Source organism: Vibrio sp. ECSMB14106 (genome assembly GCF_000972265.1).
GTDB classification, from domain to species: Bacteria; Pseudomonadota; Gammaproteobacteria; order Enterobacterales; family Vibrionaceae; genus Vibrio; species Vibrio kanaloae.
On sequence record NZ_LAUM01000001.1, the window covers coordinates 340,564 to 356,974 of the forward strand.

Here is a 16,411-nt window from a genome sequence, read left to right on the forward strand (position 1 = left end):
AGCGAACAATTGTTTAACTTGGCTCTGCTCCGGTAGAGTCTTATTGAGGTGATATGGTCGGTTCTTTGGGGCTGTTTAGTTTGGTGTTGGTTGCTGTACTCAGCAGCATTATTGGTGTGCATTCGTTTTACCAAATGCTAAATAAACGGACGCAAAATCTAGGTTTAATCCGCAGTTTCTCTCTTTCAAGTGCGCTGTTTTCTCTCACTTCTGTCGCATTGCTTGGCTATGCCTTTGTCAGTGATGACTTCTCTATCTTATACGTCGCTGAACATTCAAATACTCAATTACCCTCATTTTTTAAGCTAGCGGCCGTATGGGCTGGCCATGAAGGTTCCTTGTTATTTTGGGTACTGACGATCAGCGTCTGGTCTGGTGTTATCGCCTTACAAAAACACTATTCAAATGAATACCAAAGCCGAGTGCTGTGGGTGATGAATCTGCTACTCGCGATATTTGCTTGGTTCACCTTGTTCGCATCAAACCCATTTGAAATGAACTCGACGTTGCCGCTAGAAGGGCGTGACCTTAACCCAATGTTGCAAGATGTTGGTCTGATCTTTCACCCGCCTTTACTTTACCTTGGTTATGTCGGGTTTTCTGTAGTGCTGGCATTTGCAGTTGCCGCTTTGCTGGTTGATCCAATTGAATTTGATTGGGTTGCTCATTGTCGCAGTTGGTGTCTAGTCGCTTGGATCTTTTTAACCGCAGGGATCATTCTTGGCTCTTGGTGGGCGTATTACGAATTAGGTTGGGGCGGCTGGTGGTTCTGGGATCCGGTTGAAAATGCGAGCTTGTTGCCGTGGCTTACTTCGACCGCTTTACTGCACAGCCTAGGCGTTGCAAAGGGCAAACAACAGTTACTGAAATGGTCTCTCAGTCTCGCTTTCATTACGTTTTGTTTGAGTATATTAGGCACCTTTATTGTTCGTTCTGGCGTACTCACATCGGTACACGCTTTTGCAGTCGACCCAACCAAAGGGATCGCACTGCTGCTTATATTAGTTCTGGTGCTGGTGAGTTCATTTTCTCTGCTTATCGTCAGAGGAGAGTCTTTTGAATCTAATCCGATTACCAGCTTCGCCAGCAAAAGCTTTTTGAGCTTAGTCGCGGTGCTTATTTTTGTTCTGGCGACTGCTGTCGTGGTGTTCGGAACATTTTATCCAATGGTATTTGAATTGCTTGGCCTAGGAAACATCTCGGTCGGCGCACCTTACTTTAATCTATTGATTGCACCTTTGGCTTTGCTTGCGTTAGCCGTCGTCGGCTTAGCCCCTTTGTTGAGCATTAAGCCTCAAGCGTCGAAAGGCGTTATGATGCTGATCGCTTTAGTATCGATTGGTCTCGGGTTCGCCTGTTACGCTTGGCAAGTAGAGAAGATCCTAGTGATGGCTCTGATGACATGGTCACTCGCATTTTGGGTTTTACTCACTCATGTGTATGGCTTGGTGGTAACGCGCAGTTCCAAGTTCCAACGCAAAGTCTGGGTGATGACCTTTGCTCATGTTGGGGTAGCAGTGTTAGCGGTCGGTGCTGCCATGAATAGCTACCACTCGTTTGAGCGCAGCTATAAGTTAAGCCCGAGCGTAGAAGTCGAATTCATGGATTGGGCGCTTTCTCATCGTGATACTGAGCTGTATGTCGCTTCAAACTTTACTGCAGAAAAAGCGATACTCAGCCTAGAGTCTGGCGAGCAAAGTTTTTCTATTTCGCCGGAAAGAAGGCATTACCAAGTTCGAGTCATGAACATGAGTGAGCCCGCAATGAAATGGTTCTGGCATGGTGATGTTTATATCACCATGGGCGAGAAAGTCGATTCCACCGCTTACGCATTTCGTGTTCAGTATAAGGCGTATGCGCGCTGGATCTGGTTTGGTGGACTGTTCTCCATTATCGGCGCTTTACTCTCATTGACTCATCGTAAAAAGAAAACCGTTAAGGCGTCACAGTATGCATACCAGCGTTCGTAACAAGCTAATTAGTCTAATTGCCTTAGCATTGATTGTGGTGCTGGGGTTTGTCTTTGCGCTTGATAATAAGCAGCAATCGACCATTGTGTCTGAACAACAAAGGGCATTTCCAGAATTTACATCGAGTGCGTTAGTAAATAGTGAAGGCGTCAGTGGTCAGCAGAAAGTTACGCTTACTGATGTCACGCAGCATCCTTATCAACTGGTTAATGTGTGGGCTTCTTGGTGTGTGATATGTAAAACCGAACATTCATTTTTGCTTCAACTTCACGATAAAGGCATTCCCATCGTCGGGCTTAATTATCGAGATAACTCTGGGGCTGCGATTAACGTGTTATCGAATGCTGGCAACCCGTACTCAACCGTGATCAGTGACCCGCAAGGTAAGTTAGCGTTAGAGTTGGGCGTAATCGGCACACCTGAAACGTATTTGGTCGATGCTGATGGCCAGATCATTAAAAAGCTATCGGGCGTGATTAATGAAACGGTATGGAAAGATGAGCTTGCGATGTATTTTGATGGTGTGAATGGATGATGAAGTCTCTAATACAAACGTTGTTTATGCTGTCAGCTCTTTTAGTGATTAGCCTTCCGACCATGGCTGAAGACCTGTTTACTGCCAGTAATAAAGATACGAGTATTCAAGTTGAACTGTTTGAGTTTGACAACTCAGAACAGCAGCAGCGAGCTATTTCCTTGGCAAAAAGACTACGTTGTCCGCAATGTCAGAATCAAAACCTTATTGAGTCGAATTCTCCCATCGCAAAAGATTTACGTCTTGTTGTGTTCAATAGGGTAAAAGCTGGAGAGAGTGATCGTGAAATTACTCAATATATGACGGAAAGGTTTGGTGAATTTGTACTTTATAAGCCGGCAATGAACGCTTCAAACTTATTACTTTGGCTACTACCCAGTCTATTATTCCTCTTGTTTATATATCTATCAGTAAAAAGTGTTAGAAAGAGCTCATAAAAGTCATGTATTATTGTTTACCAATTGACCTGTATTTTGTAACATTAAAAATTATAAAGGCTAAGCACTGTTATATAAGGATGTATTCGTGGATAACGTAATCTCAAATCTAAAAAAAGAGTTCCATACCCATGTCCAAGCAGATAAATGGGGCGAAAAATACAGTGCCAAGTCAAGTGTATCTACTTTGACCCCGGAAGAGTTGACCGAATTGCAAAACGCCTGGGTTCAATTAGTCATCTGGAAGCAAACACAAGTTGGTTGATAAGCGGTCAAGGTATAACTACAGTTTTAGTCAACCACTACAATTAAACTTATTTATAACCCATATTGGTCACGCCAATGTGGGTTTTTTTCTTATGTGAACATTTATTGTTATAACATAACAATTTTTTGCCTGTTCGATCTTGAAAAAAATTGTTAACAGCCTCATAGTGTCTATCATTAGATAGTTCGCTACAAAATATTGCCTAGACATATAATGTAGTGTTGTTAAATACATCGAATTTTCAAGTGAGTATAGCTATGGCGGAAGTGCGTGCCAGAATAGATTTCAAAGTAGGGGTAACAAGCAGTATTGATGCTGAGCTTCTGTCTTTTCATGGTTTGAAAACAGATAAAGAGCATGTTGCTGTGATATTTAAGTCAGCAGATAAGACACAAGACATACCTCTTGTTCGCATGCATTCTGAGTGTCTTACTGGTGATGTTTTCCATTCATCTCGCTGTGACTGTGGTGAGCAGTTAGACGAAACCATAAGGATTATGGGTGAAACGGGTGGCGTGATTCTTTATTTACGCCAAGAAGGACGCGGTATTGGTTTGTATAACAAAATTGATGCTTACCGTCTTCAAAGTGAAGGAATGAACACGTATGAAGCAAATAATCACCTAGGCTTTGGTGATGATTTGCGTGATTTTACAGAAGCAGCTGAAATGCTACGAGCTTTAGGCACCACTAAAATCCGTTTGCTGACCAATAACCCTAAGAAGATCAATGAGCTTAGATCTTTTGGTATTGAGATTGAAGAAGTGGTAAAGACCTCTGCCCATATAAAGTCGGGGAACGAAAGCTACCTCAAGGCAAAAGTCTCACACGGAAAACATAATTTGGATATCTGACTCGTCTCTTTGTTGCGTAAAACACAAAAATGTTTAAAGACCTCACCTTCGTGAGGTTTTTTTGTATTTATCTTGCAATAAAATTGTAAGTTTGTATTATTTTAATCCGTAGTGTAAATGATAATAGTTTGCACTATTACTACGAATAATAATTTAAAGCTCAACAAGGATGCTTCATGACCATTAAATCTTTAGTGACAAAAGCCGTAACTTCGTCACTCATTTTTGCCTCTGCTTCTTCTTTCGCAGCAGTAACTCAAGATCAAGTTGTAGAACATTACGCAGATATCGCGCATGCAGTGTTTGCCGATTCAGTAGTTACAGCAAAAGCGTTGAACTCTTCTATTGATACCTTCTTAGCTTCTCCTTCTGCTGGTAACTTCGAACAAGTCAAACAAGCTTGGCTGGAGTCTCGTGTTCCTTACCAACAATCTGAAGTGTTCCGCTTTGGTAACGTTATTGTTGATGATTGGGAAGGCCAACTAAACGCATGGCCACTAGATGAAGGCCTGATCGATTACGTTTCTTCTGATTACCAATATGAGCTTGGTAACGAAGGCGCTAGCGCAAACATCGTGGCAAACAAGACTTTTCAAATTGGTCAGACGACTGTTGATGCAACGAACATTACCCCTGAGCTAATCGCAGACCTTAACGAGATCGGCGGTTCTGAAGCGAACGTGGCATCTGGTTACCACGCGATTGAATTCCTACTTTGGGGCCAAGATTTAAACGGTACTAACAGCGGTGCAGGTGAGCGTGCTTACACAGATTTCGTTGTTGGCGCTGAGTGTACAAATGGCAACTGTGACCGTCGTGGCGCATACCTAAAAGCATCAGCTGAACTCCTTATTCAAGACCTAGAGTGGATGGAAAAGCAGTGGGCTGAAGGCGAGAAAGGCAACTACCGTCAAGAACTTCTTGCTGAATCTAGCGAAAACGGTTTGCGTAAAATGCTATTCGGTATGGGCTCACTGTCTCTAGGTGAGCTAGCGGGTGAGCGTATGAAGGTGGCACTAGAAGCGAACTCGACTGAAGACGAGCACGATTGTTTCTCTGATAACACACACAACTCTCACTACTACAACGAGCAAGGCATCTACAACGTTTACACGGGTCTATACAAGCGTGAAGACGGCACTCTGCTTTCAGGCCCAAGCCTGTTTGACCTAGTAGAGCAAAAAGATGAGCAAGCTGCGAAAGAGATTCAAAAGCAGTTTGACCTAGCGCGTGCACAAGTAGGTGAATTAGTAACGTCTGCTGAGAAAAACAACCAGCACTTCGATCAGCTAATCGCTGCTGACAACGCGGCAGGTAACGCACTAGTAAACAAAACAATTGTTGCGCTAGTGTCTCAAACTGCTGCGATTGAGCGTGCTGCTGGTGTGATTGGTATTGATAGTCTAAACCCAGACACGGCTGATCACGAGTTCTAAGAACCCGAGGCCAAAACTAATGCAAGGGCTCTTATTGAGCCCTTAATTGTTTGCTATTCAAGAAAGTCATTATCAAAAAAACTAAAATCAAATGCACAGCAAGGCAATGTATGAAGTCGTATCTCTCAGCCTCACTATTAACCGCACTGTTTTTCTTATCTCCATTACACGCCCATGAAACCTACTCTGGTGGTAAAACTACTGTGAAGAAAGAGGGAGCGAATGCTTTTTCTCTTCCTGCTGCCAATTTACCAATGAGCAAGCGCTTAGATTTCAGCGTAGGTAACAGCTTCTTTAGAAACCCTTGGGTGCCTGCGCCATCATCAACCGATGCTCGTGATGGATTGGGGCCATTGTTCAACACCAATGGTTGCCAAAACTGCCACATCAAAGATGGTCGTGGTCACGCGCCAGAAAAAGGCGATGAGAACGCAGTATCCATGTTGGTTCGTTTAAGCATTCCGGCTGAAACACCAGATCAGAGACAAGCCTTTATTCGCGATGGTGGTATTCCAGAACCGACCTACGGTGGTCAGCTTCAAGATTTCGCACTTCAAGGTGTTAAACCAGAGGGTAAAGTGAACATCAGCTACACAGATGTTCCGGTTGAATTCAAAGACGGCACAGTCGTGACTCTGCGTAAACCAACCCTAAAGATTACTGATCTTGCTTTTGGCGAGATGCACCCTAAAACAGAGTTTTCAGCTCGTGTTGCTCCGCCAATGATCGGCCTTGGCTTGCTTGAGAGCATTCCAAAAGAAACGATTCTAGGATTTGCTGACCAACAGTTGGCAGACAAACAGGGCGTGTCGGGTAAAGCTAACTATGTTCTTGATGTTCAAACCAATGACATGGCACTCGGTCGCTTCGGTTGGAAAGCCGGACAGCCAAACCTAATGCAGCAAAATGCGGCGGCGTTTAACGGTGATTTGGGCTTAACGAGTCGCTTATTCCCGAATGAAAACTGCACATCAGCGCAATCAACTTGTGATGATTTTCCAAATGGTGGCAAACTAGAAGTCAGCGACAACATTCTAGAGTTTGTTGAGTTCTATTCGCAGCACTTAGCGGTTCCAATTCGTCGTAATGTTGATTCTCTTGCTGTTTTGCAAGGTAAAAAACTGTTCAAAGATATTGGTTGTCAAAGCTGTCACCAAGCCGAATTTCGCACAGCAGAGCGAGATGGTCTGCCTGCATTATCTAACCAGTTAATTAGCCCATACACGGACATGTTGCTACACGACATGGGTGAAGGCTTAGCCGACAATCGCCCTGAGTATCTTGCCAATGGTCAAGAGTGGCGCACCACGCCATTGTGGGGATTAGGCTATACCAAAGAAGTGAACGGTCACACCTTCTTGCTTCATGACGGTCGTGCAAGAAACGTTATGGAAGCGGTGCTTTGGCACGGTGGTGAAGCAGAAATGGCGAGACAAAAGGTTCTGTCTTTGAATGCGACTGAGCGTGAAGCACTGCTGGCGTTTTTGAATTCGCTATAGTCGGTATGAGATTCAGTAGCTCAACGCCCCAGTTAACTTAAAGAACAAGCTAATCCGAAGAATAAGTTAGCCAAAAGAACATAACCGCTGAACTTGTAGGAATGCGAGGCCAGCGGTAATTTTTAAATAGGTTGAACTCATATAATTAAAAGAAAAATTAGGAAGTAAGGTAACAGCATGACACATAAATTTTTGTTAATGCCTTTGTCGGTATTAATCATGGCAGGCTGCCAATCATCGGGTGAGCAAACGGCTTCATCTGAGGTTAACGGAGTCTCTTATCAAGCAGACACGACCACTCATATCAGTCGTAGCGTGTATCAACAAGAATTTGATTCAGCAGTGCTATTTGCTAAGCAAGCCAGTGAGCTGGAAGTCTTGATGCAGGGTTACTGTGAAACCAACACTGTTGAGTTAGATGCGTTGAAAAACCAGTGGCAGCTAACAATGAATAGTTGGATGGCATTGCAAGGCCAAGAAAGAGGCCCAACAGCGGCACTTGAAGAGAGTTGGAATGTTCAGTTTTGGCCAGACAAAAAGAATACCACAGGCTTAAAAATGCGTCAGCTGACTCAGCAAGATAAAGCTTGGTCACAAGACGAAATCGCGCAGCAAAGTGTGACTGTTCAAGGGCTTGGCGCATTGGAATGGTCTCTGTACGACGAGCAGTCGTCACTGCTTCAAGATAAAGCGCTAGGGTGTTTATCTTCACAAGCTATCGCACAAAACTTGGCGATGAAATCGGCTTCTATTGCTGAAGCTTGGCAAGTTAACCCTTGGTTAGTGCAAGACGAGACTCGTTGGGAGTCGGAATACATCGCTTTATTGACCAACCAACTTGATTACAGCATGAAAAAGCTGAGTCGTCCGATGGCGAAAATCGGTCATCCGCGTCCTTACTTCTCAGAATCATGGCGTGCACAAACCTCGATGACTCAACTAAAAGCCAATGTAGCAGCACTTCAAAAGCTTTATTTGGCTGATGGCAATGGACTAGATGGCTTGTTGAGAGAGAAGGGCTTAGGTGGCCTTGCAGATCGTGTTGCTGCTCAATTTACGCTAACGCTAGATAGTTGGCCTACAGAATCAAGTTTGTTTGAACTATTGCAGAGTAAAGAAGGCTACCGAACGGTGCTTACTCAATACAATAAGCTAGAACACTTGAAGTACCTGATTCATGAAGAAGTGGCGATAGAGCTTGGCGTGGTAATAGGATTTAATGCTACCGATGGTGACTGATAATACGAGAAGAATGCTACTCAAGGCTGCACTGGGTTGCGCAGCTGTTCCAGTACTGCCATTTGGGTGTGCGACTCGAAAGAGTGCATCGAATGATCCCCAGTTGATTGGCTGTGCGCTAAATGGACGTGGTCAATATTCAGCGGTGGTGGCTGATGAATATGGTATGCCGTTGAGTCAGTTGCCTATCCCCGATCGTGGTCACGGCGTTGCTATTTGCCCAACCTCATCGCATGCTGTGGTGTTTGCTCGTCGCCCAGGTGACTATTTTATGGTGTTTGACTATAAAAATGGTCAGCAAATCAAAATGGTCGTGAAAGGTAACAACCGCCACTTCTATGGTCATGGCGTTTACTCATTGGATGGCAAGTTTCTGTATGCCACCGAAGGGAAAACGGACACCAGCCAAGGCGTGATTGGCGTTTATGATGTCGCGCAAGGGTATCGTAAGGTTGAAGAGTTCACTGGTTTCGGTATCGGCCCACATGAAGTGATCATCATGCCTGATGGTAATCTCGCGATTGGTGTTGGTGGCGTTCATACTGATGGCAGAACACCGAAAAACCTCGATTCAATGCAGCCTAGTTTAAGTTATGTTTCACCTGAAGGTGCAGTGCTTGATCAGGTTGAATTGCTAGACAAGAAGCTGAGTATTCGACACTTAGCCCATGATGGTGCTGAAACCGTGCTTTGTGGCCAGCAATATCGTGGTGAGCCAGATGAGTATCCTTCGCTGTTGGCGATGCATACCAAAGGCGGGCAGTTTGAATCACTGAACGCGGAGCCTGAGCAATGGGCAAGGTTCAATCACTACATCGCAAGTATTGCGGCGTCTGATGACTGGATCATTGCGACCTCACCACGAGGTAATTGTTATGGTATTTGGTCTAAAGAGACTAAAGAATTAGTAGAACTGTCTGCATTATCTGACGCTTCTGGTGCTGTGCTGCTTGATGGTGAGTTTCGATTAAGCTCTGGGGCGGGTAGTGTGGTTAGTCAACGTACACCTTATCAAAAGTCGACACAGCAATCGCCCATCCAGTGGGATAATCATTGGAGCTCTATCTGATTTATATCGCCTCGTAAAAATAACATGCTCACTCCGATTTTTTTGCCATACTTATTGGATGATAGGAAATGGAGTGAAGCATGTTCGCGAAATACTTCTGTGGATTGTTGGCGTTAGTTTCTGTGCATGCATGGAGCTATACGAGTTCTGACGAGAGTCGATTTATACCGGCTGATTCAGAGCTCTCTTTTATGCTGATTTATCCAGAGCTCACCCAGAGTATTTATCAAGACTCTTCTCTTCCTATTCTTTGGGATTCGCCTGAACTTGTTAAAGCGTTTGAATTTCAGCTGTCGCTTTTAGAGCAAGCGCAAATGGCTCCCCTTTTTGATCGACAACTGAAGCAAATCCGTCAATATCAATCTCGAGGTCAATGGCAAGAGTTAGACATCTTACTCACCGACACCTTTATCTATTACTTAAGCTACGTTGAAAATGCGCCACTAGCCGGTAAGGCGTGGTACTTTTCAGGTAAGTTGCATTCTAAGCTGCCAGCGCCTTCCCCTCATATTCTTATGAGATTAAAAAGCAGTGTAGCCGATGATTATTTGTTAGAGATGGTGCTGTCTTACGCGCCTCCCGTTGGTAACTTCGATCAATTTAAGGCGACTTACTCTGTCCTAAAAACTGCTTCTGAACTCTCTATTGAGCTATATAAACAAAAGGGTTTGAAACGGTTGGGGGACTTGATTTCAAACAAAACCGTTCTCGTTGAGCGCATAGCTTTAGTGGGTGTCGACACATCAATGATTGCTGTCGATTTTCCCAAGTTTGATCGCGACTTAGAAAGCGCGATTAAGTTGTTTCAACACATGCATGGCCTGACAGCCGATGGAATTATCGGGCCTAATACGATCAAGTGGATAAACATGGGCTTCGATGATCGATTGAATGCGTTAGCCTTAAATGCAGAACGCGTTCGCTTGTGGCCAAGAAATAGAGACTCTCTCATTGTGGTGAATGTTCCTAGCTTTGATATGAAGTATTGGGAGGGTGGCGAAGAGGTGTTTGAGTCCAAAGTCGTCGTAGGCAGAAAGTCGCGAAAAACACCACTTTTAGAGATAAACCTAGATTCGGTCATACTAAACCCGACTTGGAATGTGCCATGGAAAATCATGGTAAAAGACATTCTGCCCAAGGTAAAAGCGGATGAAAGCTACCTAGAAACACACCACTTCCAAGTGATTGACGGTTGGCGCACAATGGAGACGGTCGATACCACAAAGATCGATTGGCAGACCATCAATTTTAACTCGTTTCCATATCGCATGCGTCAACAGGCTGGATCGAGTAATGCATTAGGTTTGTATAAGTTTAATACTCCTAATAAACGAGCGATCTATTTGCACGATACGCCAAGTAAAAGTCTGTTCAATAGTGACTCCCGTGCCTATAGCTCAGGCTGTATACGTGTCGAGCATGCGGAACAACTAGCAAAGTTGTTGTTTGCAACTAAGGTAAGGAAAGTTCCCAATCAGAGCTATGATCTTGCTCCTAACACTAAGGTCCGTCTCAAAAAGAGGATTCCGGTGCATATCATCTATCAAACCGTGTTGTTTGAAGAGGAGGGGATCCAATACCGTAGTGACATCTATCAATACGACAAAGAGGGCGGTTGATTCAAATCTGATTAAAAAAGGCGATATTGACCAAAAAATGACAACGTCGTTTCTATTGATAAAATTATAATGTGTATCAATAACTAACGTTTAAAAGGTTAGAGTTACTGGCCTTTTGGTGCGTTTTTGTACGTTGACGCAGCAATTCTCATTATGTATCGTGCGTTTTTTGTTCGATGTAATTGGATTTTCTTGCTGTATGTCTCAAAGTTTATTTTCTCGCCGTCAGTTTTTGGCTTACGCTGGTGGTACTGCTGTTATAGCTTCAATCACTCCTTCTATTGCTTTTGCTTCGTACCCAGATCGACCAAGAACGATTAGTATGAATAACCTTCACACCGGTGAGAGATTAGAGACCTGTTATTTCGATGGCACTAATTATGTTGGTGATGAGATGGCTCGCCTAAGCAAATTATGTCGTGATTTCCGCCGAAACGAGATTCATCCAATGGATAAGAATTTATTTGATCAAATAACTCAGATTCAAAATGTCCTAGGTATTCAAGAAGAAGTTCAAATCATTTCTGGCTACCGCTCTCCAGCGACGAATGAAGCGATACGCTCTAAGTCGAGTGGTGTGGCGAAGAAGAGCTACCACATGTTAGGCAAAGCGATCGATTTTCGTATTGATGGTGTGGATTTGAAAGAGTTGAGAGACGTAGCTAAAAGCTTACATGCAGGTGGTGTGGGTTATTATGCGCGTAGCAACTTTATCCATATTGATACTGGTCCAGTACGCAGCTGGTAGAGCTAAACTTAGTGGAAGAGCGATACGGTAGACACTTGTCAAAGTAGACATCCAATGTCATAGTTTGCCCAAATTTCAGTTTGCCCTCTAAGGTTTGTATATGTCTCTTAAGTATCAAGTTGTACCTGTTACCTCTTTTTCTCAAAACTGCTCGATTGTATGGTGTGATGAAACCATGGAAGGCATCGTCGTCGATCCGGGCGGTGATGTTCAACAACTAGCGGCTATCATCGAAGAACTAGGTGTTAAGGTGGTGAACTTGGTATTGACGCACGGTCACTTAGATCATGTCGGCGGCACTGTACCCCTTGCTGAGATCTTGAAGGTTAGCATTGTTGGCCCACACAAGGCAGATAATTTTTGGCTTCAAGGCCTAGAGAATCAAAGCCAGATGTTTGGTTTCCCTCTGTGTAAAGCCTTTGAACCAAATACTTGGCTAGATGAGGGGGACAAAGTGACTTTTGGTAACCAAGTTATCGATGTGTTCCACACTCCGGGCCACACACCTGGACACGTTGTACTGTTCAGTGAGCAAGCTCGTCTAGCATTCGTTGGTGATGTGTTGTTTAACGGTGCGATTGGTCGTACTGATTTCCCTCAAGGGGATTTCAACACGCTGATTGATTCAATCAAAACTAAGCTTTGGCCGTTAGGCAATGACGTAACATTTGTTCCGGGTCATGGCCCTGAATCTACATTTGGTCGTGAGCGCGCATCTAATCCGTTCGTAGCGGATGAAATGCCTTTATACTAATTAAGTCTTTGATTGACAGCCGATTATTCGTGTTGAGGTTGATTGAAAAATTAAGCTTAGCTTTTGTACTGAAAGCTAAGCTTTTTTAATTTTACGCGTATGCGAGCATGCTTGTTTTAATATCAACTTTTAGTTTATTTAAATTTAACGCTCTAATTTCAAACGTGCTCGTTTTAATCAGAAAGCCGCTCAGCTGCAGCCAAGTAGCGTCGAGCTAATCCAATAAACTCTTCTCCACTCATATTCAAATCTTGAGTTGATATGAAAATATCGTAACCGTGGAAACTTCTTTGGTACTTCATCCTATTCGCAAGCATTGCCTGTAACCCAGAATAGTTTTTAATGACTGTGTTTTGATTCTTCGGTTTATTGGATGAATCAGAGCTAGTCTGTGTTTGGCTATCGCTGAAACTAACTTCGTCAGTATTTTGTGATTCTTTATATTGGCTCAGTTCAACACAACCATTTTCAGTACAGCGAGTGTGGTAATGCGATGAGTCGAGCACTATATCCTCAAAGTTTGACTCTTTACCCGCTTGTTTAGCTCCTAGATACAAAAGTGATCGTTGGCTCAGCAATAACTCACAAGTGATCTTTGGGCAGATAGAGTCAAGATAGGGAGAGTAATCTTTAATCTTAATACCGACCCAAGGTAAAGGTTGGTGCCACCCTTCTTGTTCATAAGTACAAAGGCCAATCTTTTGAATGTTGCGCCATTGTAAAACCCAGCCACCTTTATAAAAGTGTTGCTGAAAATGAGTTGGAGTGAGTGTAAGCATCACTCTACTTCGCAGCATTAAATAATACCCAGTCCCCAGAAGAACAATAATACAAAATGCGCCGACGATTAGTAGCTTTGCATTGTCGCTGTATAGAGCAACGATCAAGCAAATGAAACCCAAAATAACAGTGATAATTCGGTACGAGCGTGTGAATGAAGGTAAAGAGAAATTTGTAAGGTGACGAGTGTCCATAGGCAACACCAAGTTTTCATATTTTTGTCTGGATGGATAACCAGTATATATGACCCTGAATTGATAAGTCGATGTTTAAATAATAGACTCTAGTAGACAATATCGGTATTTTTCGTCGACTTTCGACGCTTCACTCTACAAATAGTTCCTGTTTTTTGGTATAAATCGCGCTTCAAATTTTCACCACTGCGATAAGAGCAGTGAACTGGAGAAATATTCAATGAGACTTGCTCATAAGCGTAAGGTGCAGGCTAAACTGCAGAAACGCATTAAAGCGGCTGTAGTAAACGCAGTGGCAACGCCTAAAACAGCGAAGCCTGTCGCAGAGAAAGTGGTAGCAGAAAAACCTGTAGCATCAAAACCAGCGGTAGAGAAAACAGTAGCAGCAACTAAAGAAGTTGCAGTAGCACTGACTCCTAAGCAACAACAAGTTCTAGATATCGTTGTTAGCAATGCTGATGGCATTAACCCTAAAGGTATCGGTCTAAAAGCTGGTCAAGAAGACGCGAAAGCAGCTTCATGGGCAACAGGCGCATTGAAAAAACTTCTTGAAGAAAACCTAGTAGCGAAAGAACAGCTAGCAGGTAACAAGGTTATCTACAAAGCTATCTAATCCCTTAGGATTATATTCGCTTCGTTAAGTTTTTAAGCCTCGATCATCGAGGCTTTTTTGTATCTGACGAATCGTGCCAAACTCAGTTTTACAGCTTCACATCTCATCTTTTGCTCTTCGAAAATGATTCCCTTGTCTGACGTTCATGCGCTTTATTAGCAAGCATTAAAGTAGGGCGTCTGTAGTGATAAATCGCTGGTTGATATCCCCAGAATGTAGCAACGAATTGATTCTCATCACGCAATGGGAATCAATTGTTAATTTCGGCTCAATAGATCTACTTAAGTATTTATCAATAAGCACTCTTCTCGTGAATAAAGTGAGTCCTTTAAAATCGACATATCTCAATTATCTCCTACGTAGTTCTACGTAATCCTTTGGTCTAATACGCAGTTTGTGTGAATCCGTGGTGCGTGCTCTCCCTGATATCTAGTTGCCTCATCAAGGTGCACTCTTATGTTGAATCACAAAAAATACTCAAAGAAAGAGTATTAACCCAACAAAAGGACGTGAACATGAGTCTCATTTCTAACTCCCTCACACGAGTTTTTAAAAACGTTGCGGTAACTGCAGCGGCTTGTTTAGCTTTGGTCGCTACCGGTGCAACTGCTGCTGATAAGGTTTATCGCTTGAAGCTTGCTGAAACATGGGGACCAAACTTCCCTGTATTCGGTGACGCGACCAAGAACATGGCTGCGATGGCTGAGAAAATGTCGAATGGCCGGCTGCAAATCAGAATCGATTCAGCGAACAAACACAAAGCACCGCTTGGCGTTTTTGACATGGTTAAGTCTGGTCAATACGACATGGGTCACTCAGGCTCTTATTACTGGAAAGGTAAAGTTCCAAATACTCTTTACTTCACTTCTATGCCTTTTGGTATGACCCCTGCAGAGCAATACGCGTGGTTCTATCACGGTGGTGGTATGGAGTTGATGGAGCAGGTTTACTCTCCACACAACTTGATGTCATTTCCCGGCGGTAATACTGATGTTCAAATGGGCGGTTGGTTTCAAAAAGAGATCAACAGTGTCGAAGATCTACAAGGTTTGAAAATGCGGATCCCAGGCTTTGCCGGTGAGATTCTAGCAGAGCTAGGCGCTAAACCCACCAATATTGCCCCAGGAGAGCTTTACACGTCGCTAGAGCGCCGCACAATTGATGCACTAGAGTGGGTTGGTCCATCACTTGATTTGCGAATGGGTTTTCACAAGATCGCGCCATACTACTATACAGGTTGGCATGAGCCGGGTTCTGAGCTTCAATTCCTAGTGAACAAACGCACTTGGAACAAACTTCCTGAAGACCTACAAGAAATCTTACGCGTTGCAATGCGCACCGCGGCTTACGACATGTACACGCAAGCAACACATGAAAGCGGCAAGAACTGGGTTTCAATAAAGACAGAATACCCAGATGTACAAGTGAAAGATTTCCCACCAGAAGTAATGTCTGCATTGAAAGAAGCGAACGATCGCCTACTTGCTAAGCACGCTGAGAAAGATGCATTGGCAAAAGAAATTCAAGCTTCACAAGCAAGTTACCTAGAGCAAGTGCGCTCATGGACGGATATTTCACACAGAGCTTACCTTAATAGCCAAGCGAAATAATCGACAGTTGTTGAACTGAAGTTAAATGAACCCAAAGCCTGCTTATTAGTTAACAGATAACTAGTTAACAAATAGTTAGTGAGCAAGCGGCGGGTTCATTTAAACCATAATAATTAAGCAGGATAAACCCTGTAATACGCTCAAGAACCCTTTCTACGTCGTGCATCTTGTTAGCGCTAGTCGTTGTAGCTGCACTAACTCTAATACGCGATGCCTTTTCAAATTCCATGGAGTCGGGAATGCGAAGTCTAATTTATATTGAACGCCTGTTTAATCGTATCGGTGACGCACTGGGATGGCTTTCCAGTATGTTGTTTATTTTACTTATCGCTAACGTCGTGTATGACGTTGTCATGAGATATGCCTTCAATGATGTCTCAATTGCGTTTCAAGAGATGGAATGGCACCTATTCTCAGCCGTTTTCTTATTAGGTGTTCCTTATGCCATCAAGGCTGGTGGTCATGTGCGAGTGGATGTGTTCTATGAACAATTGAGTTTTAAAGCCCAGGCAATTATTGATTTACTTGGCACATTTATCTTTTTGATGCCTTTCTGTCTATTGGTTGCTTGGTTTGGTATTGATGTTGCTAAAGAGAGTTATGAATTAGGTGAGACCTCAGGTGACCCGGGTGGCTTGCCATATCGCTGGATCATTAAAGCCATGATCCCGCTGTCATTCTTCTTAATGGCACTCAGTGGCGTGGGTTTAATCCTGCACTCACTGAATAAGATCTTTAATCCGCACCTTATCCATGCAAACAATACTAATACAAAGAATAAGTAGA

Annotated in this window: 16 protein-coding genes; 15 read left to right on the top strand and 1 reads right to left on the bottom strand. The window is 43.4% G+C overall.

Annotated elements, in window-relative coordinates:
* Positions 1-53 precede the first annotated feature (53 nt).
* The 12 genes from WR49_RS01460 to WR49_RS01515 all read left to right on the top strand — a co-directional run bounded on the left by WR49_RS01460 (position 54) and on the right by WR49_RS01515 (position 12,428).
* Positions 54-1,970, top strand: a complete 1,917-nt coding sequence (locus tag WR49_RS01460) for a heme lyase CcmF/NrfE family subunit (protein WP_046222816.1) — start codon at positions 54-56, stop codon at positions 1,968-1,970.
* Positions 1,951-2,505, top strand: a complete 555-nt coding sequence (locus WR49_RS01465) for a DsbE family thiol:disulfide interchange protein (RefSeq protein WP_046222817.1) — start codon at positions 1,951-1,953, stop codon at positions 2,503-2,505. The genes WR49_RS01460 and WR49_RS01465 overlap by 20 nt, the downstream gene beginning before the upstream one ends.
* Positions 2,502-2,942 carry a cytochrome c-type biogenesis protein CcmH gene (locus WR49_RS01470; protein ID WP_017055142.1) on the top strand — a complete coding sequence of 147 codons (441 nt, stop codon included), beginning with the start codon at positions 2,502-2,504 and terminating at the stop codon, positions 2,940-2,942. The genes WR49_RS01465 and WR49_RS01470 overlap by 4 nt, the downstream gene beginning before the upstream one ends.
* Before the next feature lie 88 nt (positions 2,943-3,030).
* Positions 3,031-3,207: a hypothetical protein gene (locus tag WR49_RS21420; protein ID WP_017055143.1), complete on the top strand. Its 177-nt coding sequence runs from the start codon at positions 3,031-3,033 to the stop codon at positions 3,205-3,207.
* Between the two features lie 260 nt (positions 3,208-3,467).
* The gene (locus WR49_RS01480) at positions 3,468-4,064 is read left to right on the top strand and encodes a GTP cyclohydrolase II (RefSeq protein ID WP_017055144.1); all 597 of its coding nucleotides are present in this window, start codon (positions 3,468-3,470) and stop codon (positions 4,062-4,064) included.
* 176 nt (positions 4,065-4,240) lie between these two features.
* Positions 4,241-5,500 (top strand): imelysin family protein, encoded by a 1,260-nt coding sequence (locus tag WR49_RS01485; RefSeq protein WP_046222818.1) that lies wholly within the window; start codon positions 4,241-4,243, stop codon positions 5,498-5,500.
* A gap of 110 nt (positions 5,501-5,610) precedes the next feature.
* The gene (locus WR49_RS01490) at positions 5,611-6,999 is read left to right on the top strand and encodes a di-heme oxidoreductase family protein (RefSeq protein WP_046222819.1); all 1,389 of its coding nucleotides are present in this window, start codon (positions 5,611-5,613) and stop codon (positions 6,997-6,999) included.
* A 177-nt stretch (positions 7,000-7,176) separates the two neighbouring features.
* Positions 7,177-8,238: an imelysin family protein gene (locus WR49_RS01495; RefSeq protein ID WP_046222820.1), complete on the top strand. Its 1,062-nt coding sequence runs from the start codon at positions 7,177-7,179 to the stop codon at positions 8,236-8,238.
* A complete protein-coding gene (locus WR49_RS01500; protein WP_046222821.1) occupies positions 8,228-9,307 on the top strand; it encodes a DUF1513 domain-containing protein in 1,080 nt (359 codons plus the stop codon). The genes WR49_RS01495 and WR49_RS01500 overlap by 11 nt, the downstream gene beginning before the upstream one ends.
* Before the next feature lie 80 nt (positions 9,308-9,387).
* Entirely contained in the window at positions 9,388-10,926 is a 1,539-nt protein-coding gene (locus tag WR49_RS01505; protein WP_046222822.1) for a L,D-transpeptidase family protein, read from the top strand.
* 199 nt (positions 10,927-11,125) lie between these two features.
* Positions 11,126-11,674, top strand: coding sequence for a YcbK family protein (locus WR49_RS01510; protein ID WP_046222823.1), 549 nt, complete (start codon positions 11,126-11,128; stop codon positions 11,672-11,674).
* 100 nt (positions 11,675-11,774) lie between these two features.
* On the top strand, positions 11,775-12,428 hold the full coding sequence (locus tag WR49_RS01515; RefSeq protein ID WP_017055151.1) for an MBL fold metallo-hydrolase: 654 nt from the start codon (positions 11,775-11,777) through the stop codon (positions 12,426-12,428).
* Between the two features lie 173 nt (positions 12,429-12,601).
* Here the strand turns inward: WR49_RS01515 and WR49_RS01520 are convergent, their stop codons facing one another.
* Positions 12,602-13,402 carry a DUF2982 domain-containing protein gene (locus WR49_RS01520; protein WP_046222824.1) on the bottom strand — a complete coding sequence of 267 codons (801 nt, stop codon included), beginning with the start codon at positions 13,400-13,402 and terminating at the stop codon, positions 12,602-12,604.
* Between the two features lie 220 nt (positions 13,403-13,622).
* Between WR49_RS01520 and WR49_RS01525 the strand changes: the two genes are divergently transcribed.
* From WR49_RS01525 to WR49_RS01535, 3 genes are all read left to right on the top strand, one after another.
* On the top strand, positions 13,623-14,015 hold the full coding sequence (locus WR49_RS01525) for a hypothetical protein (RefSeq protein ID WP_046222825.1): 393 nt from the start codon (positions 13,623-13,625) through the stop codon (positions 14,013-14,015).
* A 509-nt stretch (positions 14,016-14,524) separates the two neighbouring features.
* A complete protein-coding gene (locus WR49_RS01530) occupies positions 14,525-15,625 on the top strand; it encodes a TRAP transporter substrate-binding protein (RefSeq protein ID WP_443083141.1) in 1,101 nt (366 codons plus the stop codon).
* A gap of 227 nt (positions 15,626-15,852) precedes the next feature.
* Entirely contained in the window at positions 15,853-16,410 is a 558-nt protein-coding gene (locus WR49_RS01535) for a TRAP transporter small permease subunit (protein WP_082082728.1), read from the top strand.
* The last annotated feature ends 1 nt before the right edge of the window (position 16,411 follow it).

Excerpts from the sequence above, each read along its gene's own strand:
- WR49_RS01515 (WP_017055151.1), top strand. The coding sequence starts at position 11,775 with ATGTCTCTTAAGTATCAAGTTGTACCTGTTACCTCTTTTTCTCAAAAC.
- WR49_RS01465 (WP_046222817.1), top strand. The coding sequence starts at position 1,951 with ATGCATACCAGCGTTCGTAACAAGCTAATTAGTCTAATTGCCTTAGCA.
- WR49_RS01480 (WP_017055144.1), top strand. The coding sequence starts at position 3,468 with ATGGCGGAAGTGCGTGCCAGAATAGATTTCAAAGTAGGGGTAACAAGC.
- WR49_RS01510 (WP_046222823.1), top strand. The coding sequence starts at position 11,126 with ATGTCTCAAAGTTTATTTTCTCGCCGTCAGTTTTTGGCTTACGCTGGT.
- WR49_RS01535 (WP_082082728.1), top strand. The coding sequence starts at position 15,853 with ATGGAGTCGGGAATGCGAAGTCTAATTTATATTGAACGCCTGTTTAAT.
- WR49_RS01485 (WP_046222818.1), top strand. The coding sequence starts at position 4,241 with ATGACCATTAAATCTTTAGTGACAAAAGCCGTAACTTCGTCACTCATT.
- WR49_RS01495 (WP_046222820.1), top strand. The coding sequence starts at position 7,177 with ATGACACATAAATTTTTGTTAATGCCTTTGTCGGTATTAATCATGGCA.
- WR49_RS01500 (WP_046222821.1), top strand. The coding sequence starts at position 8,228 with ATGGTGACTGATAATACGAGAAGAATGCTACTCAAGGCTGCACTGGGT.
- WR49_RS01490 (WP_046222819.1), top strand. The coding sequence starts at position 5,611 with ATGAAGTCGTATCTCTCAGCCTCACTATTAACCGCACTGTTTTTCTTA.
- WR49_RS01520 (WP_046222824.1), bottom strand. The coding sequence starts at position 13,402 with ATGGACACTCGTCACCTTACAAATTTCTCTTTACCTTCATTCACACGC.
- WR49_RS01505 (WP_046222822.1), top strand. The coding sequence starts at position 9,388 with ATGTTCGCGAAATACTTCTGTGGATTGTTGGCGTTAGTTTCTGTGCAT.
- WR49_RS01460 (WP_046222816.1), top strand. The coding sequence starts at position 54 with ATGGTCGGTTCTTTGGGGCTGTTTAGTTTGGTGTTGGTTGCTGTACTC.
- WR49_RS01470 (WP_017055142.1), top strand. The coding sequence starts at position 2,502 with ATGATGAAGTCTCTAATACAAACGTTGTTTATGCTGTCAGCTCTTTTA.
- WR49_RS01525 (WP_046222825.1), top strand. The coding sequence starts at position 13,623 with ATGAGACTTGCTCATAAGCGTAAGGTGCAGGCTAAACTGCAGAAACGC.